The following is a 24,500-nucleotide window of genomic DNA, read 5'->3' on the forward strand; positions in this document are numbered from 1 at the left end:
GAGGCAAGACTCCTGTTGCGAAATAAAGGGTCGATGTTAACAAGGGGGTCATCAACAAGCCAGACACCGGCCAGTGATCGGACCGGTGCCTGCGGGTGTCGTTATGTCAGCAGCGTCTTCACCGTGGCGAGCAGGGTGCGCACGTCCTCGGGGCGGGTCTGGCCGCTCTCGCTGTCGATGATGGAGCTGTAGATGTGGGGGATCACCTTCTCGACCCCGGCCTCCAGCGCGATGCGCACTATCTCCTCGAAGTTGTCGAGATCGATGCCGCCGGTGGGCTCCAGCCAGAAGCCGTGACGGGCACAGGCCTCGGCCACCGCCCGATACTCGTCGCGGCAGGCCAGGCCTCCCATGGGGAAGAACTTGACCGAGCTGCCGCCCATGTCCTTGAGCAGAGCGATGGCGGTGTCGATGGGCACAATCCCGTCCGGCTGCTGGCTACTCAGGGGGCCGGTGGAGATCTTCACCATCCCCGGCGTGCCGGTGGGAGAGACAAGGCCGTTGACCAGGGTGTGAGGCTGACCGAGCAGCGCCCGGCTGGGGCCCACTCCGGTAAACACCTGGTTGACGTGCTGGGGCTGCAGCTGGCGAGCCAGCTCGGCCACCATGGCGGACTGGCGGGGATCGCCAGCGCCAAGCCCGATGGAGAGGGCGTTGTCGATAAGCCTGGCGTACTCCCCCATGTCGGCGACGGCGGAGGGCACATCCGGATAGTTTTTCGAGAGCACGCCGACCAGCACGTGGCCCTCGGCGGCTTCATAAATGTCGACGGCATTCTGTCGGGAGCCGGCCAGCACGTTGAGACAGACGCGATCACGGTAGTAATTAGGGGTAAGAGACATCAGTTATTCTCCTGAACGAGGTGGGCAATGGCGGCATGGATCTGGTCGAGCTGGGGCAGGGTGACGCTGCGCACGTCTATCTCGATGTGCCCCTCGTTGGCCTTGTAGCCGCGGCAGTAGATGGCCGGATTGCCCTGCCGCAGGCGGGCCACCAGTTGCACCGTGGTCATGCCGATCTGAGCGTGGTCGAAGGCGATGTCGGTGCGGGCTATGTCTCGCCCGGCGCTGTCCCACACCACCCGGGCGGTGACGCCGGGCAGCAGGTTGAGGCGCTCGATGAAGGACGCCATCTTGGCGGCCATGGCGGCGCCGCTCTCCTGCTCTTTCTCCAGGTAGCGCTCTATGGCGTGGGTCAGGCCGAGGATCCCCTCCTTGCCCACCTTCATGGCGCGGCCTATGCCGTTGGCCTGCTGCTTGACCCACTCCACATACTGACGCTTGCCGAGCACCAGGCCGCTGGTGGGCCCTTCGATGGCCTTGGCGCCGCTGTAGATGACCAGATCCGCACCCTGGCTGTAATAGAGGCGCAGATCCTCTTCCGCCGCCGCATCGACGATGAGCGGGAGCCCGTGGGCTCTGGCCACCTCGGCCGCCTCGGCCACTGACAGAATGCTCTTCTGTACGCAGTGGTGGGACTTGATGTAGAGGATGGCGGCGGTATTGGCATTGATGACGGCGGCCAGCTGGGCGGGGGAACACTCGTTGGCATAGCCTGCTTCCACCACCTTGCCGCCCCCCAGATTGACCATGGTGCCGACCGGCGCGCCGAAGTTCACGTTGTGACCCTTGGGCAGCACTATCTCGCTTGGCACGGCATGGGCATGGGCATGCAACTGCTCCAGCCGGTAGGGATCGCCGCGCACGATGACGGCGGCCACCGACTGGGCGATGCCGGCACTGGCGCAGGAGACCACGACGGCGTCTTCCACGCCGAGCAGATTGGCCAGGTAGGCACCTGTCTTGTTGACCAGATCCTTGACCTCGAAGTAGTGGCCCAGGCCGAAGTTGACCGCGTCGACCACCTCCTGCTCAGGGGTGGAGACACCGAGGATGGTCATGCGCCCGGAGGCGTTGATCACGGGTTTGAGCCGATATTTCTCATACACGGAAGGCATGGTGGGATTGTCCATATTGAGTGAGAACCAGGTCACCGCCGACCAGGGCGGCGAGGGGGTGCAGTTGCCGGTCGCCGCTGCGGGCACCGGCTTCGGTATCGGTAAAGAGAGTGGGGCCGCTGCTCACCTCGAACAGGGTCAGATCGGCATCGGCGCCCACCTCGAGCCGGCCCTTGCCGGGCAGGCGCAGGGCATCGGCGGCCTGGTGGGTGACGCAGGCAAGCACCTGCTCCAGGGTCATGCCGATGGCGAGAAACTTCGACATCACGTGGGCCAGGCTGTAGACGGGGCCCTTGATGCGGTTCTTGCAGTAGATATCCGAGCTGATGGTGTGAGGCAGTATCCCTTGCCGGATGGCGGCCTCCGCCACCTCGAAGCTGAAGCTGGCGCCGCCGTGGCCTATGTCGAGCAAGAGCCCCCGCTTCATCGCCTCGCGTACCGCCAGGCGCAATTCGCCTGCCGGGGTCAGGATGCGGTTGGGCTTGCCGTTGAAGCAGTGGGTCAGCAGATCGCCATCTCCCAGCAGGGCGACTATCTCGTCGAGATCCGGCGGCGTGTTGCCCACGTGCACCATGAGCGGCAGCTGGCCGTTGTCCCGCTGGATCTGCTTGGCCATGCGCAGGGGCTGCAGGCCGTTCTCGCCCACCACGCTGCCGCTCATCCGGGCCTTGATGCCGACGATGAAGGAGGGGTGGCGGCGAATGGCCGCCGAGGCGAGAGCGGGATCTATGTCGGCGGGGTCAGCCAGCTCGTTCTGGCGCAGCAGGCCGATGCGGGAGATGTTGAGCAGGGCGTGGACCCGGGTTTTGCAGCCAGCGGCGAGGCGCTGGAAGTCGTCCACGTCGTCGGCCCCCGTGCTGCCCGCATCGATGACGGTGGTGACACCGGACTCGACGCCCACCTTGTCCGGCTCATCCTGATAGATGGGGGAGGCGGGGTAGCAGTGGGTGTGGCCGTCAATCCAGCCGGCGCTCACATGAACCTGCCCGGCCAGCGTGAGGGTTTGCTTCGCCTCGGCGGTCTCTGGCAGCGCGCCCAGCGCCGCTATCTTGCCGTCCTGGATGGCGATGTCGATGAGCTGGCCATCTCCCTGGCGTCCCGCTCTGATGATGATGTCGTACATGCTGATGGCCTCTGGAGCGCCGCCCCGCAGGGCGGCGGATGGTTATGCAAGTGCAACCGGGAAGAAGGTACCGAGCAGCATGGCACCCAGGATAGCGCCGCCTGTGATGGGCTTCTCCCAGATGTAGAACAGCAGCGCCCCCGCCAGGGAACCCAGCCCTATGGGGATGGAGGCCCCCATGGCGGAGAGGATGATCAGGGGGCCGAGGAAGCGGCCCGAGCTGTTGCCAGCCCCCATCATCACGTCCGCCCCATAGGTGGAGTTGCTCTGGTTGATGGTGAACTTGCGCGCCAGGATGATCACGTAGCCGATGGCCAGCCCTATGGCCATGCCGGTGACCAGGGAGGCGCCGAAGTTCTCCACCGGGTAGACGATGCCGGCACCCAGCAGCAGGGCGGGCACCCCCAGGCCGACGCCGGTCTGGATGGCGCCGCCGATATCCAGGATCCCCACCAGGGAGCCCTCTATGATGCGGGCAAACAGGAAGCTGGCACCGAAGGCCGCGACCGCGCCGTAGGCACCTGTGTCCATCCCGGCTTTGAGCATGGCGACGAAGGCCACCTCGTTGAAGGCGCCGACCCCGTACAGGTAGAACATGTGGGTCCCGGCAAAAACCCCGGCCGACAGCAGGCCGACGAAGATGGGGAAGGACCAGTCGGCGTACCAGAAGTTGTTTCTCAGTTTCTCATCCATGTGGTGGTCCCTTATTTACTGCCAAGCAGGTGATGGACGTTTTCCAGCCACAGGGGAATGCCCAGGTGGAAGGACTCAATCAGTTTCATGTCGAAGCCGCGGAAGAAGCCGCTCAGCACGAACAGCAGCACTATGGCGCTCATCATCACGCGAGTGACGTGGTTCCAGCCGCTCTCTTCCACTCCCTTGCCGATCAGGATGCCAAGCACCAGGCCGGGGACGGCGTTGCCCATGATGAGCTGGGCCAGACCGCCGAAGATGGTGGCCCAGAAGCCGGACTTCTTGCCCGCCTCTATGGCGGCCAGCCAGAAGATCACCGGCATGACGGTGTTGACCAGCAGGTTTGCCGCCGGCACCAGCACCTTGACCGCAGTGACCTGCAGGGCCTCGGGCACGGCCGCCGCCGTGCTGTTGAGGAAGGCGACCACGATGGCACCTATGATGCCGCCGGCGATGGCCATCTTCTTCGGATCGTGCAAGGTAGTGGCGAGATCCCGGTTCTTGAACAGCAGTGCCGCCGTGGCCCAGTGCGGGATGATGCGGTGATCCACGTCCTGGGTGAAGGCGCCCGCCGCGACCGTGGAGGCCCAGGCGTTGAAGAAGAAGCCAAGACCGAACGAGAAGTGGGAGGCGGGATCCCCTTCGCAGGAGTTGAGCTCACCCAGGGTGCGGAAGGCACCCATACCCTGTACGGTCGGGGCGTGGAACATCCGCGCCGCACCGGCTCCCACGCCGACGCCCACCAGGCCGCCGATGATGAGTGACTTCATCAAAATGATTAGAAACATCCAACATGTCCTTTTGGTTGTGGGGTTACGCCCTGGTGAAATCCACCTTGTCGACATCCAGGCTGCTGACCTTGACCCTGATCTCCAGCTGGACCCTGAACTCGCGGCGCTGGCGCGGCAGGAAGAAGAACAGGAACTTCTCCACCCGCACCGACTCCTCGGCCTTGATGACCCTGACCTCGAGTGGCTCGATGCGCAGCATCACCCTGGGGTTGTCCTTGAGCAGGCTGGATTGCACCTGACCGAGGGCGGCGGCAAACGCCTGCTGGCGGGTCGCCCCCTTGCCGTTGACCATGACCTGGGTGGTGAAGTCCTCTTTCATCAGGCGCGTCCGTGTTTCTTGGCGAAGGCCTCGACCAGCTTCTGGCCCAGCTCTTCCTTGTCCATGAAGCCGAAGCCCAGTACCACGCAGCCTTCGTTGATGGCGGTCACCCCCTCCTCGACGGAGCGCATGCCGTAGCGGCACTTGTAGCCGTACTTGGTCTGGGCCGTGATGGCGCCTGCGCCGCCGCTGCCGCAGAAGGAGATGCCGAGATCCGCCTGCTCCTTGTTCATCACATCACCGAGCTTCATGTCGGCGGCCATGCCGGGGATGACGGTCACGCTGGCGCCGGCGGCTTCGGCCCCAGCTCCCACTTTCTGACCCTTGCCGAGACGATCTCCAATCACGAGTTTGATGGCTGACATTTAGATTTCTCCTTTGACTGAGCTGAGTTCATTTTCTTTGGCAACTTCGAAATGGACGGACAAGAGGTGGGCCTCTTCATAGGCCAGCCTGTCCAGCCAGCCGACCACCTGTTCGGCGAGGCGCAGGGAGAGGGGGGAGATCTCCTCGAACAGGCCGAGGTCGACCTCGGGCAGGGCTTCACCGCTGTGGGAGCGCCACACCATGGCCTTGACGTGGGAGGCGAGCATTTGCTTCTGCACCTCGTTGGGGATGATGCCCTGATCCGCTAGCAGGCTGTGGATGCGCGCCAGAGTGAGATCTGTCTTGCGCAGCAACGCCGGGCTGTTCGGGGTCAGGGCGGTGTCATGAGTGTCGGTAGTCAAGGTCTGCTCTCCAAGGCTGGCAGAAAGGATGGGATTACCTTAAGGCGGGGAAGAGAGCGGGAGGAGGCACTGTTTTTCCGATTCGAAATGGAAATCCCGGGCAAGAAGCCCCGAAAGAGGCCGAATTTGTGGCAGCCAGACGGAAAAGGAGGGATTAGCCCCGGCGCTGTGTGAGCGGGACCACAGTTTCACCCCACAGCCGCCCGGTCGGGCGCTGGTGGAAACTGTGAGTCATCTCACGTCAGGGGAGGGGGACCTGAGGGGGAGGCACGAAAAAAGGGACCCTGATGGCACCTCTATTGGCATCCTTGCCGTCAGCTGGCGGGTGATGCGCTGCTGGTGGGCAGATTCTGGTAGCGCACGTCTTCCTCTATGATGACGTCGACATCCAGGGGCTTGCCATTGCGGATCACCGAGATGCGCAGCTTGGTGCCGGGGCGGCTCTCGACGATCTTGTCCATCACGGGGCGCACGCCGCTGATGGCCTCGCCGTTGATCTTGAGCAGCACATCCCCGCGCCTGAGGCCGGCCTTGGTGGCGGGCCCATCGGGATCCAGGCTCTCCACCACCAGACCCTGCAGATCCCCGAGATTCATCATGCGCGCCACTATGGGGTTGATCTCGACGCTGGAGATGCCGAGGTAGCCGCGAATGACCCGGCCATTGGCGATCAGCTCGTCCATGATCCGCTTGGCCAGCTTGTAGGGGATGGCGAAGCTGATGCCGTAGCTCTCCTGATTGCCGTTGAGGTGATAGGCGGCGGTATTGATGCCCACCAGGTCGCCACGGCCATTGACCAGGGCGCCCCCCGAGTTGCCCTCGTTGATGGCGGCATCTGTCTGCAGCAGATCCTGCCGGCCGTTGCTGTCCGGCCCCATGCTGGAGAGACCGATGCGGCCGGTGGCACTGATGATGCCCTGGGTGATGGTCTGGCCGACGTTGTAGGGGTTGCCGATGGCGAGCACCACGTCGCCTACGTCGGGCAGGCGCTCGGGATCCTGCGGGATCACCGGCAGGTTGTCCGACTCTATGTAGAGCACGGCGAGATCGGTCAGCTTGTCGGTGCCGACCAGCTCGGCGCTGAATACCCGGCCATCCTGCAGCGCGACTATGATCTGGTCCGCATCGGCGATGACGTGGTAGTTGGTCAGCACATGGCCGCGCTGGTTCATGATGACACCTGAGCCCAGCCCCTGTGGCCTCAGCTCCACCTTCTCGCCGCGATTGCCGGCGAAACTGCGGGTGTAGATGTTGACGACGGCAGGGCCGGCGCGGTGGGCGGCATAGGAGAAACTCAGTTCGCGGGCATTGGTGATGAGACCCGGCAGGGGGGCGCCGCCCCGAAAACTGGGAAATAGCAGCAACAGGAGCGCAGCCACGGTGAGGCCAAAGCCGACAGACTTGCCCAAGTAACTGATCAAAGGTGGGATTTTCATGTCATTCTCGTCCGTACATGCTGCGCGCAGAGAATAACATTATCGGTGGATAAAAATCACCCGCGGCGGTTGCCGCGGGTGTGAGGGACTTAACGGATCACCAAATAGAGCGAGGAGTCGCCGCGCTGTATGTTCAGCGCCAGGACTTCCGGCTTGTTCTTCAAGGCCTTGGTCAGCTCATCCATGGAGTTGATGCGCAGACGGTTGACCCCGATGATGATGTCACCCTTCTGCAGGCCGGCGGCGGCGGCAGGGGAGCGCGGATCTATGTCGGCCACAGCCACGCCGGTCACCGGATCCGTGGTGGTGCTGAGCTTGGCCCCTTCCAGTGCCGGGTGCAGGGCGCTGGCGAGGATCTCGCTGTCATCGGCCTTCTTCAGGGTGACCTTGACGGTCTGCTCCTTGCCATCACGGATGAGGCCGAGTGCAACCTGCTTGTCGGCGCCCATGGTGGCGATCTTGGCGCGCAGTTCACCGAACGAGCGGATGGGCTTGCCATCTATGCTGATGATGATATCGCCGGCCTTGATGCCCGCCTTGGCGGCGGCGGAGTCAGGCATGACCTGGTTGACGAAGGCACCATCCTTCTTGTTGTAGCCGAAGGACTTGGCGATATCCGTGGTCAGCTCTGTGCCGGTGATCCCCAACTGGCCACGGCGCACTTCACCGTATTTCACGATCTGCTCGGACAGGTCGCGCACCATGTTGGAGGGAATGGCGAAACCGATGCCGATGTTGCCGCCGTTCGGCCCCAGGATGGCGGTGTTGATGCCGATCAGCTCCCCACGCAGGTTGAGCAGGGCACCACCCGAGTTGCCCGAGTTGATGGCCGCATCGGTCTGGATGAAGTTCTCCAGGTTCTCGATGTTGAGGCCGCTGCGACCCAGGGCGCTGACGATACCCGAGGTGACGGTCTGACCCAGGCCGAAGGGGTTGCCGATAGCCAGGGCATAGTCACCGACCCGCAGCTCGTCAGAGTCGGCGAACTTGATCTGCACCAGGTCCTCCGCCTTGATTTGCAGCAGGGCGATGTCGGACTGCTTGTCTTCACCTATCTTCTTGGCCGCGTATTCGCGACCGTCTTTCAGGTTGACCTTGATCTCGTCCGCCTCGTGGACCACGTGGGCGTTGGTGATCACGTAGCCCTTCTTGGCATCTATGATGACGCCGGAACCGAGCGCCTGGAAGGGCTGCTCGCTCACCTGCTCATCGGGCATGTTGGGGCCGAAGAAGAAGCGGAATTGTTCCGGCAGGCGCTGGCGGGTGATCTTCTTGCCAGAGACGGAGATATTGACCACGGCAGGGGTCACCTGCTCGAGCACGGGGGCCAGGCTCGGCATCTCCTGGCTGTTGTTGCCCATCAGGGGCAGGGCGGCTTGTGCCGGCGCGGCTGACAGGGCGATACCGACACTGAGGGCTAACACACTGAATACAGAAAGAGATTTACGCATATGAGAAACAGCTCCCAGAAAAAGTTGCAGTGCAATCGTCAAGGTCTGACCACGATAAGGCGTAATTAGTTCCACCAGAGGCTAACCGGGCTGCTTGAGCAGGCCGGACGCACCGGCGTAGTCGCGGGGCGGCTGACCCGGCTCCTCGTTGGCGGAGTCAGCGTTTGCTTCTTCCACCTGAGGTTCGCGGAACAAGGGCTCCTGCACCTTGGCGAGGAACTTGCTCTGCTCGGCCATGTGGCGATAGAGGGTCTGGTATTGATCGGCCAACTGCTCCATCAGGGCGGCGCTGTCGGCGAAGTGGGTGGTGATCTGGCCCTGGTAGCTTTCCAGCTCCTTGTGAGCCTTTTTCAGCTCCTGTTCCAGGCGCCCGGCATCCCGGCTGCGGACAGTGAAACGGCCGATCAACACGCCGATGATCAGGGCGGCTACCGCCAGCAGGATCCCGTTTAACAGAGTCATAGAAGCTCCTTGTTACAGCTAAATCGATGAGTTTGAGGCGGCCGGATTGACCGCGATGCCTCGTTGGCACTATACCGTGCACCCCGAGAGCGTGATACCATTTTGTCCCTCATTCAGGGACTTGGAGGCGGTTTACAGGATGACCCCGCAGCAAAAATACCAGCAGGATTTGCAGCGTCCCGGCTTTTTGGCCGACCCGGCCCAGGCGATGGCCGTGACCCGCCTGGAGCGACTCTATCAGGATTTGTGCGCCAGCCCGACTCCGACCAGATCCCGTGGCCTGCTGGGTTGGCTACAAAAGCCGAAAACCCGCGAGCCCATCCTGGGTCTCTATATGTGGGGCGGAGTGGGCAGAGGCAAGACCTGGCTGATGGATACTTTTTTCGACAGCCTGCCGGGGGAGCGCAAACTGCGCGTCCACTTCCACCGCTTCATGCATCGGGTGCACGATGAACTCAAGGGGCTGACCGGTCAGGCCGATCCGCTCAAGCTGATCGCCAGCAAGCTCGCCAGCGAGACAGACATCATCTGCTTTGACGAGTTTTTCGTCTCCGACATCACGGATGCCATGCTGCTGGGTACATTGTTCCAGGAGCTGTTCGGTCATGGGGTGGTGCTGGTGACCACTTCCAACATCCCACCCAGGGATCTCTATCGCAATGGGCTGCAGCGAGCCCGCTTCCTGCCGGCCATCGAATTGATCGAGCGCCACTGCGAGGTGCTCAATGTGGATGGTGGCGTCGATTACCGGCTGCGTACCCTGGAGCAGGCGGAAATCTATCACTTCCCGCTGGATCAGCAGGCAAAATCCAACCTAGACCGCTATTTCGGGCAACTGACCGGGCTGGAGCAGATCACGGCCACGACCCTGGAGATCAACCATCGCCAGCTGAGCGCGCTGGGCGTGGGGGAAGGGGTACTTTATATGGAGTTTGAGCAGCTCTGCTGCACCCCGCGATCCCAGGGGGACTACATAGAGCTGGCCCGGGAGTTTCACACCGTGCTGCTGGCCAATGTGCAGCCCATGGGCACAGGCACGGACGATGCGGCCCGCCGTTTCATCGCCATGGTGGACGAGTTCTATGAGCGGCACGTCAAACTCATTCTGTCGGCGGCGGTGCCCATGACCGCGCTCTACGGCGATGGTCTGCTGAATTTCGAATTCAAGCGCTGTCTTTCACGGCTCCAGGAAATGCAATCGCACGAATACCTTGCCAGAGTGCACCTTCCTTAGTCACAATACCGCGCCTGCCAGTCGGATGGGCATCTGCGGCAGGTAGGGCCGGGCGACATTTGCTAGCTTCATGGCAGTGAAATTAGCAGGTGATATTTAAGGCAACTTCACTTATAATCGCCCGGCCCACGTTACAGCTGTCGATAAGACAGCAACACTTTAAGCTTTACTTGTATTCGAAGGGGTACAGGTAGGCCATCGTTTGTTGTTTGTGGGAGAGCCCCCATAAGCAATTGGGTCTGTAACAGGTAATTGGGTTTAACTTAATGAAAACTTTCGTTGCCAAGCCAGAAACCGTAAAACGTGACTGGTACATTGTGGACGCAGAAGGTAAAACTCTGGGTCGTATCGCAACCGAGATCGCTGCTCGTCTGCGTGGTAAGCACAAAGCTGAATACACTCCGCACGTTGACACCGGTGATTACATCATCGTTGTAAACGCTGAGAAGGTACACGTAACCGGTAAGAAATTTACCGACAAAATGTACCACGCTCACTCCGGTTTCCCGGGTGGTATCAAGTCCATCAGCTTTGACAAGCTGATTCAGCGCAAGCCGGAAATGGTAATCGAAGCTGCCGTCAAGGGCATGCTGCCGAAGGGTCCGCTGGGCCGTGCCATGTTCCGTAAGCTGAAAGTTTACGCAGGCGCAGAGCACGCTCATGCTGCTCAGCAACCTCAAGTACTGGATATCTAACGGGAACTGGCAACATGGCAGAAAATCAATACTACGGTACCGGCCGTCGCAAAAGCTCCACTGCTCGCGTCTTTATCAAAGCGGGTAGCGGTAAAATCGTAATCAACCAGCGCTCCCTGGAGCAATACTTCGGCCGTCCGACTGCCCGCATGGTAGTTCGTCAGCCGCTGGAACTGGTTGAGATGACCGAGAAACTGGATCTGTACATCACCGTTAACGGTGGTGGCATCTCCGGTCAAGCTGGTGCGATCCGCCACGGTATCACTCGTGCTCTGATGCAGTACGACGAGACCCTGCGTTCCGAACTGCGTAAAGCAGGCTTTGTTACTCGCGATGCCCGTAAGGTTGAGCGTAAGAAAGTCGGTCTGCACAAAGCGCGTAAGCGTCCGCAGTACTCCAAGCGTTAATTCGCTTTTGGTACGCACTCTCACGAGTGTCAAAAAAGCCTGGCCATGTGCCAGGCTTTTTTTATTGGTAATATTACCTGCGCCAATGCTAACCATACGTCACAAAAGACAAAAATTTGTGTATTTATTGTTTTTGCCCATCGCTTCTCTTTCTTGTCAAATTGTTATCTTTTCTTTAAAATTTCCATGGTCTTTCTGTGTCAATTGCCACTCCGCTTCCGCCGCAGTTGTCAGAGGGAGAGGAGATAGGAAACGGGGACACTATAAGAATGAGCGGAGTCCACATGGGAGAGTTTTTGGATGAGCAATGCGCCAGTTGATACCGGTCGCCGCAGATTTCTTACCTGGTCAACGGTTGCCGTTGGCGGAGTAGGAGCTGCTTTTACCGCAGTGCCGTTTATAAAGTCATGGAATCCGAGTGCCAAAGCCAAAGCGGCCGGGGCACCGGTAGAGGTGGATATCAGCAAGTTGGAGCCGGGTCAGCTGATCCGCGTCGAGTGGCGCGGCAAGCCGGTCTGGGTGGTGAAGCGCACCAAGCAGACCCTGGATGCCCTGGCCACGCACGATGACAAACTGCGCGATCCCGCCTCCGATGAGCCACAGCAGCCGGATTATGCCCACAACGGCTACAGATCCATCAAGCCGGAGATCTTCGTGGCGGTCGGTATCTGTACCCATCTGGGCTGCTCCCCCTCCTACCTGCCGGACAGCTTCGGCGAGCAGGTGCAAGGGGTGACCTCCGGCTTCTTCTGCCCATGCCATGGTTCCAAGTTCGACATGGCCGGTCGAGTGTTCCAGGGCGTGCCCGCACCGCTGAACCTGGTCATTCCGCCATACCAATTTCTTAGCGACACCACCATTCTGGTCGGTGCCGATGGCAAGGAGGCCTGACCATGTTTGCCAAACTCATGGGCTGGATTGACGATCGTTTCCCGCTCACGGCCATGTACAACGACCACATGGCCAAGTATCCGGCTCCCAAGAACCTGAACTTCTGGTACTTCTTCGGTTCCCTTGCCATGTTGGTGCTGGTCAACCAGATCATCACCGGCATCTGGCTCACCATGAACTACAACCCGTCGGCGGAGGGAGCCTTTGCCTCCGTGGAATACATAATGCGGGACGTGGACTACGGCTGGCTGCTGCGCTACATGCACTCCACCGGCGCCTCCGCCTTCTTCGTTGTGGTCTATCTGCATATGTTTCGCGGCATGATCTACGGCTCCTATCAGAAGCCGCGCGAGCTGCTGTGGATCTTCGGCATGCTGATCTTCCTGGTGCTGATGGCTGAAGCCTTCATGGGTTACCTGCTGCCCTGGGGACAGATGTCGTTCTGGGGGGCCCAGGTCATCATCTCGCTGTTTGGCGCCATTCCGGTCATAGGCGACGATCTGACCCTGTGGATCCGGGGGGACTACGTCATCTCTGGGGCTACCCTGAACCGCTTCTTCGCGCTGCACGTCATCGCCCTGCCGTTGGTGCTGGTGATGCTGGTGGCCATGCACATCCTGGCGCTGCACGAAGTCGGCTCCAACAACCCGGATGGGATCGACATCAAGAAGCACAAGGATGAGAAAGGCTGGCCGCTGGATGCGGTGGCGTTCCACCCTTACTTCACCGTCAAGGACATGATAGGTGTGGCGGGCTTCCTGTTCCTGTTCTGCGCCATCATCTTCTTCAAACCCGACATGTGGGGTTACTTCCTCGAGAAGCCGAACTTCGAAGTGGCGAACGGTCTGAAGACCCCGGAGCACATTGCCCCGGTCTGGTACTTCACTCCCTTCTACGCCATCTTGCGCGCTGTGCCGGACAAGCTGCTGGGGGTCATCATGATGGGGCTCTCCATAGTCGTGCTCTTCCTGCTTCCCTGGCTGGATCGTTGCAAGGTGCGTTCGGTGCGCTACCGCAGCACCCTGCACAAGCTGAATATCGCCCAGTTTGTGGTCTGCTTTGTCATCCTGGGTGTGCTGGGCGTCCTGCCATCGACGCCGACGCTGACCCTGCTCGCACAGATCTGTTCACTGGGGTATTTCGGATTCTTCGTCCTGTTGTTCTTCTACAGCAAGAATGAGAGCACCAAGCCGCTGCCGGAGAGGGTGACATTCAAATGAAAAGAATAATTTTTGCAGTGCTGACCCTGCTGCCCAGCCTTGTACTGGCGGCTGGCAGTGGTTTCCCCCTCGACAAGGCAGAGTACGACCTGAGTGACAAGGCATCCCTGCAACGGGGGGCTGCGACCTTCATGAACTACTGTGCCGGCTGCCACTCCACCCAATACCAGCGCTATAACCGGGTGGCCGCCGACATCGGCATCCCGGAAGAGCTGATGAGGGAGAACCTGGTCTTCACCGGTGCCAAGATTGGCGATCTGATGAAGAGCGCCATGTCCGAGAAGGATGCGGCGCGCTGGTTCGGGGCGCCGCCACCGGACCTGACCCTGGTGGCCAGGGTGCGGGGCGCCGACTGGATTTACACCTATCTGCGTGCCTTCTATGTGGACGAAACCCGTCCGTTCGGGGTGAACAATGCGGTCTTCCCGTCCGTGGGCATGCCCCATGTGCTGGAACCGCTGCAGGGGACACCCCGTGCCGAATTCGGAACTCACGAGGTCGATGGACAGCCGGTGCAGCAAGTCGTCAGCATCAAATCCGACGGCAATGGTGAAATGAACAACGAAGAATATGATCAGACGGTACTGGATCTGGTAAACTTCTTGGTCTACTCGGCTGAGCCGGTGCAGCAGGAGCGCGAACGCATGGGCTTCTGGGTGCTCGGTTTCATCGCAATCTTCTTCATCTTCACTGTGCTGTTGAAGAAGGAATTCTGGCGCGACGTTCACTAAGCGACCAGATCGGAGTAATATGACGCACGGCAATGAAGATCAAGATGCTTCATTGCCGTTTCTGCTTTTTAATGACGGGAGGGTTCAATGGCTGTAGCTGCCAATAAGCGTTCGGTAATGACGCTGTTTTCCGGTGCCAACGATATGTTCAGCCATCAGGTGCGCATTGTCCTGGCGGAGAAGGGTGTTAGCGTGGATATCTGCCAGGTTGACCCGAGCAACCTGCCGGACGAGCTGGCCGAGCTGAACCCGTACAACACTGTGCCGACTCTGGTGGATCGTGAGCTGGCGTTGTACACCTCGCGCATCATCATGGAGTATCTGGACGAGCGCTTCCCGCACCCGCCCCTGATGCCTGTCTATCCGGTGGCTCGCGGCAACAGCCGTCTGATGATGCATCGCATCGAGCTGGACTGGTACTCCCTGGCCGACAAGATCATGGCGGGCACCGATACCGAAGCCGCCCGTGCCGAGCTGCGTGACAACCTGCTGGCCATCGCCCCTATCTTTGGCGAGATGCCTTACTTCATGAGCGAAGAGTTCGGTCTGGTTGACTGCTACATGGCTCCGCTGCTGTGGCGCCTGCCGAGCCTGGGCATCGACTTCACCGGTCGTGGTGCCAAAGAGTTGAAGGCTTACATGGTCCGCCTGTTCGAACGTGAATCCTTCCAGGCCTCCCTGACCGAGGCTGAACGCGAGATCCGTGCCAGCGTATGAGTAGTATGGAACCGACCATGACACCCAGTCGCCCCTATCTGTTGCGGGCGTTTTTTGACTGGTTGCTGGATAACGACTTGACCCCGCATCTGGTGGTCAATGCCAATATCCCCCATGTGATGGTGCCGATGCAGTTTGTGCAGGATGGGCAGATTGTCCTGAACATAGCGCCTCGGGCCGTGGGCCAGTTCCACATGGATAATGATGCTGTCAGCTTCAGCGCCCGCTTCGGTGGCGTGTCACAGCAGGTCTACATTCCCATGGCGGCCATATTGGCCATTCATGCCAGGGAAAACGGTGTGGGGACCCTGTTCCCGCCTGAGCCGGGCTACGATCTCTGGCTGGAGCAGGCCGAGGCGCCGGTAGAACCCGAGCCGGAGCCACCGCGCCCGACGGGTCGTCCGACCCTGAAAGTCATCAAATAAAAAACGCAGCCGACTGGCTGCGTTTTTTTATCTCATCATTGCCCGCTTAGTTCTGGGCAAATTCGAAGGCCTTGATCACCTGCTTGACCCCGCTGACGTGGCGGGCGATCTCCACTGCCTGATCCCCTTCCTGGCGGGTCACCAGGCCGATGAGAAACACCTCGCTGTTCTCGGTGACCACCTTGACCTTGGTGCTGTCGAAGTTCTTGGTGCCCAGCATGTCGGCCCGTACCTTGGAGGTGATCCAGGTATCGTTGCTGCGTACCCCAATGCTCACCGGCTTGCCGAGACGCAGCTCATTGTAGACATGACGAACCCCTTCGATCCGGCCCACAATCTTGCCCGCTTCCTGCTTGTAGGCGTCAGACGGTGTCTGACCGACCAGCAAGACGCGGCCGTTGTTGCTGTAGACGCTGATCTTGCTGGAGGCGCTCAGCGACTTGTTGTCGGCCAGCAGATTGGCCGCTTTCAGCTCTATGGTCTGATCGTCCCACTGGGCACCCAGGGTGCGACGATCCCCGGTCGCCTTGGCGGTACCGGCTGCGCCACCGACTACCACGGCGGCACAACCTTGCAGCAGCAGGGCGCCGGTCAGCAGGGCGAGTGCGAGAATAGGCTTCTTCATGGTTTCAATCTTCCTGTTGCGGGAAAAGTGTCTGGTCGATGAGATCACAGAGGCAGTGCAGGGTCAACAGATTCACTTCCAGAATGCGAGGGCGGCGGGCGGATGGCACGCGGATCTCCACATCGTTGGGCCCTAGCAGACCGGCTATCTCGCCACCGTCGCCCCCACCGAGCACTATGATGGTCATGTCGCGGGAGAGCGCCGCCTCGGCGGCCTTGATCAGGCTGCGGCTGTTGCCCGTGGTGGTGAGCACCACCAGGATGTCGCCGGGCTGGCCCAGAGCCCTGATCTGCTTGGCATAGACCTCTTCGAAGCCGTGATCGGTGGCGATGGCGCTGATGGTTGCCATGTCGGGGGTCAGAGCCAGGCCGGGCAGGGAGGGGCGTGGCGTCTCGTAGCAGTTGACCAGTTCGGAGATGAACAGCTGTGCCAGGGCCGAGGAGGGGCCATTGCCGCATGCCATGACCTTGTGGCCATTGAGCAGGCAGATGGTCAGCATCTGGGCCGCGGTGTGGATGGCGTCCGGCAGCGCCTCGGCGGCGGCTATCTTGGTCTGGATGCTTTCGGTGTAATTCTCTTTGATGGGATCAGTCATGGGGTCCTCTTAAAAAGCGTTCTGGATCCAGTCTGGCTGGTCGCCCTCGAACGCGATCACATCGAATCGGCAGGCCTGGCTGGCCTCGTTGATGGCATGTTGCTTGAAATAGTGGCGCGCGGCCAGCACGATCTTGTGCTGCTTGCGTTGGGTGACCGAGCTGGCGGCTCCGCCATGGCTGGCCCGAGCGCGATATCTGACCTCGACAAACACCAGGGTATCCCCCTGGCGCATGATCAGATCTATTTCACCGCCACGGCAGCGGTAGTTGCGGGTCACGGGTTGCAGGCCGCGGGCCTGCAACCAGCGTTCCGCTACTTGCTCAAAGTGCTGTCCCTTGCTCGTCGCTGCCGACGGCAACAGGTTCAACCACTGCTGGTGCAGTTGTGCCAGTAGCCTCTTCATGGGTGGTCTCCTCCAGCTGGGGCACGGCGCTGTCGCTGACCAGCTTGCCATTCTGGTAGGTGGCCCAGTCCAGCATGCGCACTATGTTGCCCTGGGGATCCACGCTCAGCTGGCCGCTCATGCCCGGTTGCTGCATGGCATTGAGCTTGCGCATCTGCGGCAGGTTGCCGGCCAGGCTGACCGCGTCGTAGCCGAGGGCAAACAGGCGCAGCAGGTCACCCTGGGTCTGTGGCCAGAGCAGGGCTATCTGCTCCCGTTGCTGCTCATAGCCTCCCAGCAGCAGCGGCATGTCGGAGATGTGCATGCCGTTGAGTTCGGAAGCCACCTCGGTCGCCCCGCTGTCATAGCCTCGCGAGCTGCTGTAGATGGGCAGGCTGCCCATGGGATTGACCGAGATGTCCACATAGGGCTTGATCATCCTGGTCTCCAGGCTGTTGGCCACCACATAGACGGCATCTATGCTGCGCGGCGCCGCATCAGAGAGCTGCACTATCTCCCCGGCCCGGGCGGTGGAACGACCGCTCAAGGCATTCTTGACCATGCCCTGCACCTCGTTGCGCGCCCCGAAGGTGGCGACCACGGGCTTCTCCTGGCTGACGCCGGCCCAAGCCTGCTCGAACGCCTTGATGCTGCTGTAGCCAATCCGGCCTTGTGCCGCGATCAGCAGCGGCTTGCGGTAACCCTGACCATAGAGGTACTGGGCGGCCTGGCTCGCATCGGCGGCGGCGGAGAGGGAGAAGTAGAAGGTGTTGTCGTTGATGATCGGCTTGTCCAGCTCGTTGAGCGCCAGCACAGGCACTGTCGGGCTGGCCTTGAGCAGCTCCTCGACCTGATCTTTGAGCAGCGGGCCAATGATCATGTTGGCCCCCTCCTGGATCGCCTGCTTGTAGAGATCCCCCATCGCCTTGCCCTGAGTGTCATAGAAGTTCAGGGTGAATTGCCCCTGATTCTCCTTGTAGGACATCAACATGCCGTTGCGGATGGCGGCGCCTTGCGCCTCCAGGTTGCCCGAGAGGGGCAGGAAGACGGCGACCTGCTGCAGTGAACCTGTGTCCGTGGTGGCGAGATCCCCGAGTCCGGCCGGCATGTCAGTCTGGGCCGGATGGTTCGGGAAGCTCTGCTTCCAGCCTGCGAGCTGGCGGGCGAGCTGACTCGGCTGGGCGCCGAACTCGTTCACCAGTGCCGCCAGTCGCAGCCAGCCTGTGGTCACGTCGGGAGCCGGTGCCTCTTCCAGCGCCTGCAGGGTGGAGGGGGTCATGCTTTTGAGCAGGGACCAGATCTGCTGGTGGTTGGTGGCCAGCTCATTCTTGGCCAGGTAGGGCTCCAGCAGGATCAGCGACTTGGCAGCACCAAACTTGTTGTTGATGTCCAGTTGCAGCACCACCCGCTGGCGATACCAATCCTTCTGGGTATCGGCATCGAGGGCCACTTCCGGCTTGCCTTCCAGCAGGATCAGGGCCTGATTGGCATTGCCCTGGGCCAGCAGGAGGTGCGCCTGCAGCAGTTGCAGTTGTGCCTGCTGTACCGGGTTGCCGGCCTGCTTCTGCAACTGTTGATACAGGGCGGCGGCCGGTTTGGCCTGGCCGAGCGCCAGATAGCTGCGCGCCGCCATCACCTGCCAGGTGAAGGCCTCAGTCGGTTTGGCGGGATCCACCTGCTCCAGATACCACTGGGCATTCTTGGTCAGATCCGAGAACGCCGACGGCATGCCGGGCTCCGCGGAAGATGGGTTGGGCTCCGACGCACAGGCGGCGAGCAGTACTGCCGCGAGTATGATGCCGAAGAGTCGTGATACACTTAGCTGCTTTGTAACCCGGTTCAAGTTCATTCCCCGACCAGTGTTGAAGTTCTCCATAGTGTAAACGGGCCAATATGGCGACACAATTGTCGGGACACTCGGAGATCCCATGAGTGACACCCCAACCCTGTATATAGTCCCCACTCCCATCGGTAATCTGGCGGATATCACCCAGCGTGCATTGGACATTTTACGCAGCGTCGATCTGGTGGCCGCCGAAGATACCCGGCACTCCGGCATCCTGCTCAGCCACTACCAGATCTCGGTGCCGACCTTCGCCCTGCACGATCACAACGAACAGCAGAAGGCGGATGTGCTGATAGGCCGGATCAAGGAGGGCAAGAGCGTCGCCCTGGTCTCGGATGCGGGCACCCCGCTCATCAGCGACCCCGGCTATCACCTGGTCACCCGCTGTCGCGAGGCCGGGGTCAAGGTGGTGCCGCTGCCGGGCCCTTGTGCCGCCATCACGGCACTCTCTGCCGCCGGTCTGCCCACAGATCGTTTTTCCTTCGAAGGATTTCTGCCGGCGAAAGCCAAGGGCCGCGACGATCGGCTGCAGGCCGTCATCGAAGACACCCGCTCCCTGGTGTTCTACGAGTCGCCGCGGCGGGTGCAGGATACGGTGGAGGCCATCGCTCGCATTCTCGGTGAACGCCAGGTGGTGGTGTGCCGCGAGCTGACCAAGACCTTCGAATCCATCCACGGTCTGCCTGCCTCCGAGATGCTGACCTGGCTTGGGGAAGACGATAATCGCTGCCGTGGCGAGATCGTGCTGGTGGTCGCCGGTGCCAGCAAGGTGGATGAAGAGCTGCCTGCCGAGGCTATCCGCACTTTGGGGCTGCTGGTGGCGGAGCTGCCGCTGAAAAAAGCGGCCGCCCTCACCGCCGAGATCCACGGCGTGAAGAAGAATGCCCTCTACAAGTACGGCCTCGAGCACTATTAATTGCCGTAAAGGGGAATTGCCGGTTTACCCCACTGTGTCACGAGGCTATAATCCGCGCCTCGGAGTCGGCTGGGCAATCGCTGCTTCGTCGTTGTGTCCCTCGGGACAGACGGGCGGAGGGGAGGAAAGTCCGGGCTTCATAGGGCAGGGTGCCAGGTAACGCCTGGGAGGCGCGAGCCTACGACCAGTGCAACAGAGAGCAAACCGCCGATGGCCCGCAAGGGATCAGGTAAGGGTGAAAGGGTGCGGTAAGAGCGCACCGCGCGACTGGCAACAGTTCGTGGCACGGTAAACTCCACCCGAAGCAAGACCAAATAGGCCCCTATTGGCGCGGCCCGCGTTGGGGGCGGGTAGGTTGCTTGAGCCAGTGAGCGATTGCTGGCCTAGAGGAATGATTGCTACCCGGGGCAACCCGGTACAGAACCCGGCTTACAGGCCGACTCCGACCTATTTCTGGTAAGTAATTACCTTAAAATCCCGGCACCTCTGGTGCCGGGATTTTTATTTTCGGCTGGTCATGCGGCCGCGTGGCGCCTTTTGGGGTTTTGTAATAAAGTTCTCGCCCGTTTCGGTCGCTCTATGTCGGCTGGACTATTGGTATCGATCACGCGGCTGGCCTGATGAGTGTCTCTAAATGGCAGTAGGGCGAGATGAAAATGGCAAAGGTGGATTTGTAATGTCATCAAGCGGCGTAATGCTCACACCTTCCCGGTTGCTCTGTGCGCAGCGGGGCAAAACCCTTCCCCATTATGATCTGCTGGGCGTCGAGCGAGCCAATCAGGCGCGGCTCAAGCAGCTCAATGCCCAGCTAGGCTCTTTTTCGCAGCAGGCATCGGGTTGCATGGCCCAGTTGTTCAATGCGGCGGATTGCGAGCTGGCTTATCAGGATTTTTCCTCCGCTCTGCCCCAGGATCGCGACGATACCCTGATCTGGGTCGAGGCGCGTACCCCGCTGGATGCCCAGCGTGTCGCCTATTTCTCCATCTCTCCCACCGTCATCTATCGGCTTGCCGTGTTGTTCTTTGGTGGCTCCCTGCAACACAAGGGGGCCGCGACCGCCCATGGCAGGGGATTGACCGATACCGAGCAGCGATTGCTGCTGCGGCTATGCCAGTACCAGATCGACATCTGGTCTGCCTGCCTCGGTCAGGGAGACCTCGCCTGGCAGCTGACCCTGATCACCCGGGATGCGGTGCCGGCAACCCGGCTCTGGGTGACAGAGGCCCGCATGCTGGCCGGTGGCAGCACCCATGACTGGCAGTTCTGGCTGGCGCCTCCCGAGGAGGCCCTCAGCATAGGCGCCGGTCATCCCGTGCAGAAGGCGCAACTGGAGCAGGCCCTGATCCAGGTGCCGGTGCAACTGCGGGTGGTCATGGGACAGATGTCCATGACACTGGCGGATCTGGAATGCCTCAAGGTGGGGGATGTGCTCTCCCTGGATTTGCCCGAGGTGGTGCCGGCCCTGATCGGCAACCGCCCCTGTTTTAATGGACGCATTGCTGAACATAAAGGCAGCCTGGTGTATCAGGTTGCGACTGTGGTAGAGGAGTAGTCGAATCGTGAACGAGCACAACATGAATGACCCGCTGGATCTGGATGGCCTGGATCAGCTGTTTGGTGATGATATCAGCATGCCGAGTGCGGCCGACTACATGGCGCCCACCAGTAGCAGCAAGCAGCGGGATCTCTCCTTTTTCCATCAGATCCCGGTCAAGGTGACGCTGGAAGTGGCCAGCACCGAAGTCGCGCTGGGGGAACTGATGAAGGTGGAAGAGGGGGCCGTCATCGAGCTGGACAAGCTGGCGGGCGAACCGCTGGATGTGCGGGTCAACGGCCGCCTGCTGGCCAGGGGCGAGGTGGTGGTGGTGAATGGCAAGTACGGCCTGCGCCTGGTCGACGTGGTCGACACCAAGCTGCTGGGTGGCATGAACGACTGATGCGTTACCTGCTGGTTGCCCTGCTGCTGTTCGCGTTGCCGAGCTGGGGCGCGGACATGACGCTGTTCTCTGTCTCCCCCAGCGATACCGGGGGCGAGGATTACAGCATCAAGCTGCAGATCCTCTTCTTCATGACCCTTCTGGGTCTGTTGCCGACCCTGCTGCTGATGATGACCAGCTTCACCCGGATCATCATAGTGCTGGCCATTCTGCGTCAGGCCATGGGGTTGCAGCAGAGCCCCCCCAACCGGGTGCTGATCGGCATCAGCCTGATCCTGACCCTGGTGATCATGAGACCTGTCTGGACCGAGATGTACCAGCACGCCTTCGTGCCCTATGACCAGAACGAGATTACCCTGTCCGAGGGGCTGGCCCGGGCGGAGAAACCCTTGCGGCAGTTCATGCTGGCCCAGACCCGGGAGCCGGATCTGGAGCAGATGTTGCGCATCTCAGGTGAGCCCACCACCCTCGCCAAGAGCGAGGTGCCCTTCGGCGTGCTGCTGCCCGCCTTTGTATTGAGCGAGCTGAACACCGCCTTCCAGATAGGCTTCATGCTGTTCATTCCCTTCCTGGTCATCGATCTGGTGGTCGCCAGCGTACTGATGGCGATGGGGATGATGATGCTTTCGCCCCTCATCATCTCGCTGCCATTCAAGCTGATGGTGTTCGTGCTGGTGGATGGCTGGTCCATGACGGTCGGTACCCTGGCCGCCAGCTTCGGCGGGGGAGGCTGACGTGACCCCCGAGCAGAGTGTGGCCCTGGTGGGTGGGGCCGTGAATCTGGTGGTCATCATGGTCTCGGTGCTGATCGTGCCGGGGCTCATCGTCGGTCTGGTGGTCAGCATCTTCCAGGCCGCGACCCAGATCCAGGAGCAGACCCTCAGCTTCCTGCCCCGTTTCATCGTGACCCTGTTGACGCTGATCTTCACGGGCAACTGGCTGCTGTCGCAGATCACCACCCTGTTTTCCGACCTGTTCCAGAAGATCCCCGGGCTCATCGGATGAACTCCCTGCTGTCGCTCAGTGCGGCCGAGCTGACCGCCTGGCTGGGACAGTGGTGGTGGCCCTTCATTCGTATCGCGGCAGCCTTCTGGGTGATGCCGGTGTTTGGTGATGGTCGCATCCCGGCCCAGGTTCGCATCTTTCTGGCCTTCGTCATCAGCCTGCTGATCGCCCCCATGCTCAAAGGCATGCCGGCACTGGATCCCTTCAGCGTCGGCATGATGGTGCTGACCCTGGAGCAGCTGCTGTTCGGCCTGCTGTTCGGGCTCTGCATCCAGATGCTGTTCATGGTGATGACCATGGCGGGCCAGATCCTCTCCATGCAGATGGGTCTGGCGATGGCGGTGATGAATGATCCCTCCAACGGGGACACGGCGCCCATCGTCAGCCAGATCATGCTGATCTTCTGCTCGCTGCTGTTCCTCGGCCTGAACGGTCATCTGGTGACCCTGGAGGTGCTGGTGCAGAGCCTGCGCAGCTGGCCACCGGGCGCCTCCCTCTACGCGCTGGACCTGAAGGGGGTCATAGGCCTGTTCGGCTGGAGCATAGGGGCGGCCCTGATCCTGACCCTGCCTGCCGTAGTGGCCATGCTGATGGTCAACCTCACCTTCGGGGTGCTGAACCGTACCGCCCCCTCCCTGAACATTTTCTCCCTGGGCTTCCCCATGACGTTGCTGCTGGGGTTGCTCACCATGGCCATCTCCATCAGCGGCGTCCCGGCCCGGTATCTGGATCTGGTCGCCCATGTGCTGGCCCAGCTCAGGGCGTTGACGCCGACATGAGTCAGAGCAGCGCCCAGGACAAGACCGAAGAGGCCTCCACCCAGAAACGGCGCAAGGCGCGGGAAGAGGGGCAGATAGCGCGCTCCAAGGAGCTGAGCTCCGCCGGCCTGCTGCTGATAGGCGGGCTGGCCATGCAGTGGATGGTGCCTAGCTTCGGTCTTTTCTTTGCCGAGCTGATGAAGCAGCCCCAGCGCTTCAACTGGCAGGGGGCGCGGGATCCGCAGATGATGATCCAGTGGACCGCAGATGCGCTGATCGGCATGTTGTGGGTCCTGCTGCCGCTGTTCGGCCTGCTCGCCCTGTTGCTGGTCCTGCTCAGCATAGTGCCGGGTGGCATGGTGCTGGTCTGGAAGAAGCTGATGCCAAGCGGGGAGAAGCTCAATCCGCTCAAGGGGCTCAAGCGGATGTTCTCGACCCACAGCCTGATGGAGCTGCTGAAATCCCTGCTCAAGGTGGTGCTGATCGGCGGCACCCTGGCCCTGATGCTCCAGCATCAGTGGCCCCTGCTGATGATGATGAACCGCATGCCGCCCCAGGCAGCCATGGAACAGGCGCTGCGCATCCTCTCTCAGGCATTTATCTTGCTAGGCAGCGTGCAGATGCTGATCGCCGTGCTGGATGTCCCCTATCAGCGCTGGTCTTTGAACAAGCAGTTGAAGATGACCAAGCAGGAGGTCAAGGACGAGCACAAGAACAGCGAGGGGCGCCCCGAGATCAAGGCCAGGATCCGCCAGGTGCAGGGCATGCTGGCCAGGGCGCGCATCGAACAGCGGGTGCCCCAGGCAGACGTGATCATAGTGAACCCGACCCATTACGCGGTCGCCATCAAGTATGATCCCGCGCGGGCCAACGCCCCCTATGTGATTGCCAAGGGCATAGACGGCATGGCGGAGCGGATCCGCGAGGTCGCCAGGCAGCACGACAAGATGGTGATGAGCCTGCCCGAGCTGACCCGGGCCATCTACTACTCCACCCGGGTGGATCAGGAAGTGCCGGCAGGCCTCTACACAGCGGTCGCCTATGTATTGAACCACGTATTGCAGTTACGGGCCTATGAGGCAGGCAAGGGCAGAAAACCCAATCCCCTTGCCCCTCTGCATGTGCCGCCCGAGTTACGTCAACCTGAGAGGTAA

Annotated in this window: 30 protein-coding genes and 1 other RNA gene; 16 read left to right on the forward strand and 15 right to left on the reverse strand. The window is 61.1% G+C overall.

The window, feature by feature from the left end; translation table 11 throughout:
- Positions 1–101 precede the first annotated feature (101 nt).
- From dagF to AC1IN8_RS12045, 11 genes are all read right to left on the reverse strand, one after another.
- Positions 102–842 (reverse strand): 2-dehydro-3-deoxy-phosphogluconate aldolase, encoded by a 741-nt coding sequence (gene dagF / locus AC1IN8_RS11995; protein WP_479758939.1) that lies wholly within the window; start codon positions 840–842, stop codon positions 102–104.
- Positions 842–1,957 carry a DgaE family pyridoxal phosphate-dependent ammonia lyase gene (locus tag AC1IN8_RS12000; protein ID WP_479758940.1) on the reverse strand — a complete coding sequence of 372 codons (1,116 nt, stop codon included), beginning with the start codon at positions 1,955–1,957 and terminating at the stop codon, positions 842–844. The genes dagF and AC1IN8_RS12000 overlap by 1 nt, the downstream gene beginning before the upstream one ends.
- A complete protein-coding gene (locus tag AC1IN8_RS12005) occupies positions 1,941–3,080 on the reverse strand; it encodes an amidohydrolase/deacetylase family metallohydrolase (RefSeq protein ID WP_479758941.1) in 1,140 nt (379 codons plus the stop codon). The genes AC1IN8_RS12000 and AC1IN8_RS12005 overlap by 17 nt, the downstream gene beginning before the upstream one ends.
- Before the next feature lie 42 nt (positions 3,081–3,122).
- Positions 3,123–3,773: a DUF4310 family protein gene (locus AC1IN8_RS12010; RefSeq protein ID WP_025328524.1), complete on the reverse strand. Its 651-nt coding sequence runs from the start codon at positions 3,771–3,773 to the stop codon at positions 3,123–3,125.
- An 11-nt stretch (positions 3,774–3,784) separates the two neighbouring features.
- Positions 3,785–4,561 carry a DUF4311 domain-containing protein gene (locus tag AC1IN8_RS12015; RefSeq protein ID WP_139438898.1) on the reverse strand — a complete coding sequence of 259 codons (777 nt, stop codon included), beginning with the start codon at positions 4,559–4,561 and terminating at the stop codon, positions 3,785–3,787.
- A 25-nt stretch (positions 4,562–4,586) separates the two neighbouring features.
- Positions 4,587–4,883, reverse strand: coding sequence for a DUF4312 family protein (locus AC1IN8_RS12020; protein ID WP_139438896.1), 297 nt, complete (start codon positions 4,881–4,883; stop codon positions 4,587–4,589).
- Positions 4,883–5,248 (reverse strand): SFCGS family glycine-rich protein, encoded by a 366-nt coding sequence (locus AC1IN8_RS12025; protein WP_139438894.1) that lies wholly within the window; start codon positions 5,246–5,248, stop codon positions 4,883–4,885. Before AC1IN8_RS12025 ends, AC1IN8_RS12020 begins: the two co-directional genes overlap by 1 nt.
- Entirely contained in the window at positions 5,249–5,611 is a 363-nt protein-coding gene (locus tag AC1IN8_RS12030) for a transcriptional regulator (RefSeq protein WP_202047354.1), read from the reverse strand.
- Positions 5,612–5,925: 314 nt separating this feature from the next.
- The gene (gene degS / locus AC1IN8_RS12035; protein ID WP_139438890.1) at positions 5,926–7,047 is read right to left on the reverse strand and encodes an outer membrane-stress sensor serine endopeptidase DegS; all 1,122 of its coding nucleotides are present in this window, start codon (positions 7,045–7,047) and stop codon (positions 5,926–5,928) included.
- A gap of 89 nt (positions 7,048–7,136) precedes the next feature.
- The gene (locus AC1IN8_RS12040; RefSeq protein WP_182787435.1) at positions 7,137–8,498 is read right to left on the reverse strand and encodes a Do family serine endopeptidase; all 1,362 of its coding nucleotides are present in this window, start codon (positions 8,496–8,498) and stop codon (positions 7,137–7,139) included.
- An 81-nt stretch (positions 8,499–8,579) separates the two neighbouring features.
- Positions 8,580–8,960 (reverse strand): Z-ring associated ZapG family protein, encoded by a 381-nt coding sequence (locus AC1IN8_RS12045; protein ID WP_202047352.1) that lies wholly within the window; start codon positions 8,958–8,960, stop codon positions 8,580–8,582.
- Between the two features lie 139 nt (positions 8,961–9,099).
- Between AC1IN8_RS12045 and zapE the strand changes: the two genes are divergently transcribed.
- The 8 genes from zapE to AC1IN8_RS12085 all read left to right on the forward strand — a co-directional run bounded on the left by zapE (position 9,100) and on the right by AC1IN8_RS12085 (position 15,280).
- A complete protein-coding gene (gene zapE, locus AC1IN8_RS12050; RefSeq protein WP_479758942.1) occupies positions 9,100–10,194 on the forward strand; it encodes a cell division protein ZapE in 1,095 nt (364 codons plus the stop codon).
- Positions 10,195–10,460: 266 nt separating this feature from the next.
- Complete coding sequence (gene rplM, locus AC1IN8_RS12055) at positions 10,461–10,889, forward strand: 50S ribosomal protein L13 (RefSeq protein WP_005336289.1); 429 nt, start codon at positions 10,461–10,463, stop codon at positions 10,887–10,889.
- 14 nt (positions 10,890–10,903) lie between these two features.
- Positions 10,904–11,296, forward strand: a complete 393-nt coding sequence (rpsI, locus tag AC1IN8_RS12060) for a 30S ribosomal protein S9 (RefSeq protein WP_005336286.1) — start codon at positions 10,904–10,906, stop codon at positions 11,294–11,296.
- Positions 11,297–11,596: 300 nt separating this feature from the next.
- Complete coding sequence (petA, locus tag AC1IN8_RS12065) at positions 11,597–12,187, forward strand: ubiquinol-cytochrome c reductase iron-sulfur subunit (protein ID WP_025328515.1); 591 nt, start codon at positions 11,597–11,599, stop codon at positions 12,185–12,187.
- A 2-nt stretch (positions 12,188–12,189) separates the two neighbouring features.
- The gene (locus AC1IN8_RS12070; protein WP_139438882.1) at positions 12,190–13,407 is read left to right on the forward strand and encodes a cytochrome b; all 1,218 of its coding nucleotides are present in this window, start codon (positions 12,190–12,192) and stop codon (positions 13,405–13,407) included.
- Positions 13,404–14,138, forward strand: coding sequence for a cytochrome c1 (locus AC1IN8_RS12075; RefSeq protein WP_265436450.1), 735 nt, complete (start codon positions 13,404–13,406; stop codon positions 14,136–14,138). Before AC1IN8_RS12070 ends, AC1IN8_RS12075 begins: the two co-directional genes overlap by 4 nt.
- An 87-nt stretch (positions 14,139–14,225) precedes the next feature.
- Positions 14,226–14,855 (forward strand): stringent starvation protein SspA, encoded by a 630-nt coding sequence (gene sspA, locus AC1IN8_RS12080; protein ID WP_025328513.1) that lies wholly within the window; start codon positions 14,226–14,228, stop codon positions 14,853–14,855.
- 17 nt (positions 14,856–14,872) lie between these two features.
- Positions 14,873–15,280: a ClpXP protease specificity-enhancing factor gene (locus tag AC1IN8_RS12085; RefSeq protein WP_025328512.1), complete on the forward strand. Its 408-nt coding sequence runs from the start codon at positions 14,873–14,875 to the stop codon at positions 15,278–15,280.
- 46 nt (positions 15,281–15,326) lie between these two features.
- Here AC1IN8_RS12085 and dolP read toward each other — a convergent pair whose 3' ends face one another.
- From dolP to AC1IN8_RS12105, 4 genes are read right to left on the reverse strand one after another with little or no spacing between them, the layout of a single operon-like run.
- Positions 15,327–15,905: a division/outer membrane stress-associated lipid-binding lipoprotein gene (dolP, locus tag AC1IN8_RS12090; protein ID WP_106885641.1), complete on the reverse strand. Its 579-nt coding sequence runs from the start codon at positions 15,903–15,905 to the stop codon at positions 15,327–15,329.
- Between the two features lie 4 nt (positions 15,906–15,909).
- Positions 15,910–16,500 (reverse strand): D-sedoheptulose-7-phosphate isomerase, encoded by a 591-nt coding sequence (locus AC1IN8_RS12095; protein WP_005331389.1) that lies wholly within the window; start codon positions 16,498–16,500, stop codon positions 15,910–15,912.
- Between the two features lie 9 nt (positions 16,501–16,509).
- A complete protein-coding gene (locus AC1IN8_RS12100) occupies positions 16,510–16,905 on the reverse strand; it encodes a YraN family protein (RefSeq protein WP_139438878.1) in 396 nt (131 codons plus the stop codon).
- Entirely contained in the window at positions 16,823–18,613 is a 1,791-nt protein-coding gene (locus AC1IN8_RS12105) for a penicillin-binding protein activator (RefSeq protein WP_479758943.1), read from the reverse strand. Before AC1IN8_RS12105 ends, AC1IN8_RS12100 begins: the two co-directional genes overlap by 83 nt.
- 199 nt (positions 18,614–18,812) lie before the next feature.
- Between AC1IN8_RS12105 and rsmI the strand changes: the two genes are divergently transcribed.
- The 8 genes from rsmI to flhB all read left to right on the forward strand — a co-directional run bounded on the left by rsmI (position 18,813) and on the right by flhB (position 24,500).
- Entirely contained in the window at positions 18,813–19,646 is an 834-nt protein-coding gene (gene rsmI / locus AC1IN8_RS12110; RefSeq protein ID WP_139438874.1) for a 16S rRNA (cytidine(1402)-2'-O)-methyltransferase, read from the forward strand.
- A gap of 61 nt (positions 19,647–19,707) precedes the next feature.
- Positions 19,708–20,094: RNase P RNA component class A (gene rnpB / locus AC1IN8_RS12115), an RNA gene on the forward strand.
- A 246-nt stretch (positions 20,095–20,340) separates the two neighbouring features.
- The gene (lfiM, locus tag AC1IN8_RS12120; protein WP_282101133.1) at positions 20,341–21,198 is read left to right on the forward strand and encodes a lateral flagellar motor switch protein LfiM; all 858 of its coding nucleotides are present in this window, start codon (positions 20,341–20,343) and stop codon (positions 21,196–21,198) included.
- Positions 21,199–21,205: 7 nt separating this feature from the next.
- Positions 21,206–21,583 (forward strand): lateral flagellar motor switch protein LfiN, encoded by a 378-nt coding sequence (gene lfiN / locus AC1IN8_RS12125; RefSeq protein WP_025328506.1) that lies wholly within the window; start codon positions 21,206–21,208, stop codon positions 21,581–21,583.
- Positions 21,583–22,317 (forward strand): flagellar type III secretion system pore protein FliP, encoded by a 735-nt coding sequence (gene fliP / locus AC1IN8_RS12130; RefSeq protein WP_247625385.1) that lies wholly within the window; start codon positions 21,583–21,585, stop codon positions 22,315–22,317. Before lfiN ends, fliP begins: the two co-directional genes overlap by 1 nt.
- A 1-nt stretch (position 22,318) precedes the next feature.
- Positions 22,319–22,588 carry a flagellar biosynthesis protein FliQ gene (fliQ, locus tag AC1IN8_RS12135; protein ID WP_025328504.1) on the forward strand — a complete coding sequence of 90 codons (270 nt, stop codon included), beginning with the start codon at positions 22,319–22,321 and terminating at the stop codon, positions 22,586–22,588.
- Positions 22,585–23,367 (forward strand): lateral flagellar biosynthetic protein LfiR, encoded by a 783-nt coding sequence (gene lfiR / locus AC1IN8_RS12140; protein WP_139438871.1) that lies wholly within the window; start codon positions 22,585–22,587, stop codon positions 23,365–23,367. Before fliQ ends, lfiR begins: the two co-directional genes overlap by 4 nt.
- Positions 23,364–24,500 carry a flagellar biosynthesis protein FlhB gene (gene flhB / locus AC1IN8_RS12145; RefSeq protein ID WP_265436454.1) on the forward strand — a complete coding sequence of 379 codons (1,137 nt, stop codon included), beginning with the start codon at positions 23,364–23,366 and terminating at the stop codon, positions 24,498–24,500. Before lfiR ends, flhB begins: the two co-directional genes overlap by 4 nt.

Source organism: Aeromonas sp. 130281, assembly GCF_056642115.1.

Excerpts from the sequence above, each read along its gene's own strand:
- dagF (WP_479758939.1), bottom strand. The coding sequence starts at position 842 with ATGTCTCTTACCCCTAATTACTACCGTGATCGCGTCTGTCTCAACGTG.
- AC1IN8_RS12000 (WP_479758940.1), bottom strand. The coding sequence starts at position 1,957 with ATGCCTTCCGTGTATGAGAAATATCGGCTCAAACCCGTGATCAACGCC.
- AC1IN8_RS12005 (WP_479758941.1), bottom strand. The coding sequence starts at position 3,080 with ATGTACGACATCATCATCAGAGCGGGACGCCAGGGAGATGGCCAGCTC.
- AC1IN8_RS12010 (WP_025328524.1), bottom strand. The coding sequence starts at position 3,773 with ATGGATGAGAAACTGAGAAACAACTTCTGGTACGCCGACTGGTCCTTC.
- AC1IN8_RS12015 (WP_139438898.1), bottom strand. The coding sequence starts at position 4,561 with ATGTTTCTAATCATTTTGATGAAGTCACTCATCATCGGCGGCCTGGTG.
- AC1IN8_RS12020 (WP_139438896.1), bottom strand. The coding sequence starts at position 4,883 with ATGAAAGAGGACTTCACCACCCAGGTCATGGTCAACGGCAAGGGGGCG.
- AC1IN8_RS12025 (WP_139438894.1), bottom strand. The coding sequence starts at position 5,248 with ATGTCAGCCATCAAACTCGTGATTGGAGATCGTCTCGGCAAGGGTCAG.
- degS (WP_139438890.1), bottom strand. The coding sequence starts at position 7,047 with ATGAAAATCCCACCTTTGATCAGTTACTTGGGCAAGTCTGTCGGCTTT.
- AC1IN8_RS12040 (WP_182787435.1), bottom strand. The coding sequence starts at position 8,498 with ATGCGTAAATCTCTTTCTGTATTCAGTGTGTTAGCCCTCAGTGTCGGT.
- AC1IN8_RS12045 (WP_202047352.1), bottom strand. The coding sequence starts at position 8,960 with ATGACTCTGTTAAACGGGATCCTGCTGGCGGTAGCCGCCCTGATCATC.
- zapE (WP_479758942.1), top strand. The coding sequence starts at position 9,100 with ATGACCCCGCAGCAAAAATACCAGCAGGATTTGCAGCGTCCCGGCTTT.
- rplM (WP_005336289.1), top strand. The coding sequence starts at position 10,461 with ATGAAAACTTTCGTTGCCAAGCCAGAAACCGTAAAACGTGACTGGTAC.
- rpsI (WP_005336286.1), top strand. The coding sequence starts at position 10,904 with ATGGCAGAAAATCAATACTACGGTACCGGCCGTCGCAAAAGCTCCACT.
- petA (WP_025328515.1), top strand. The coding sequence starts at position 11,597 with ATGAGCAATGCGCCAGTTGATACCGGTCGCCGCAGATTTCTTACCTGG.
- AC1IN8_RS12070 (WP_139438882.1), top strand. The coding sequence starts at position 12,190 with ATGTTTGCCAAACTCATGGGCTGGATTGACGATCGTTTCCCGCTCACG.
- AC1IN8_RS12075 (WP_265436450.1), top strand. The coding sequence starts at position 13,404 with ATGAAAAGAATAATTTTTGCAGTGCTGACCCTGCTGCCCAGCCTTGTA.
- sspA (WP_025328513.1), top strand. The coding sequence starts at position 14,226 with ATGGCTGTAGCTGCCAATAAGCGTTCGGTAATGACGCTGTTTTCCGGT.
- AC1IN8_RS12085 (WP_025328512.1), top strand. The coding sequence starts at position 14,873 with ATGACACCCAGTCGCCCCTATCTGTTGCGGGCGTTTTTTGACTGGTTG.
- dolP (WP_106885641.1), bottom strand. The coding sequence starts at position 15,905 with ATGAAGAAGCCTATTCTCGCACTCGCCCTGCTGACCGGCGCCCTGCTG.
- AC1IN8_RS12095 (WP_005331389.1), bottom strand. The coding sequence starts at position 16,500 with ATGACTGATCCCATCAAAGAGAATTACACCGAAAGCATCCAGACCAAG.
- AC1IN8_RS12100 (WP_139438878.1), bottom strand. The coding sequence starts at position 16,905 with ATGAAGAGGCTACTGGCACAACTGCACCAGCAGTGGTTGAACCTGTTG.
- AC1IN8_RS12105 (WP_479758943.1), bottom strand. The coding sequence starts at position 18,613 with ATGCCGTCGGCGTTCTCGGATCTGACCAAGAATGCCCAGTGGTATCTG.
- rsmI (WP_139438874.1), top strand. The coding sequence starts at position 18,813 with ATGAGTGACACCCCAACCCTGTATATAGTCCCCACTCCCATCGGTAAT.
- lfiM (WP_282101133.1), top strand. The coding sequence starts at position 20,341 with ATGCTCACACCTTCCCGGTTGCTCTGTGCGCAGCGGGGCAAAACCCTT.
- fliP (WP_247625385.1), top strand. The coding sequence starts at position 21,583 with ATGCGTTACCTGCTGGTTGCCCTGCTGCTGTTCGCGTTGCCGAGCTGG.
- lfiR (WP_139438871.1), top strand. The coding sequence starts at position 22,585 with ATGAACTCCCTGCTGTCGCTCAGTGCGGCCGAGCTGACCGCCTGGCTG.
- flhB (WP_265436454.1), top strand. The coding sequence starts at position 23,364 with ATGAGTCAGAGCAGCGCCCAGGACAAGACCGAAGAGGCCTCCACCCAG.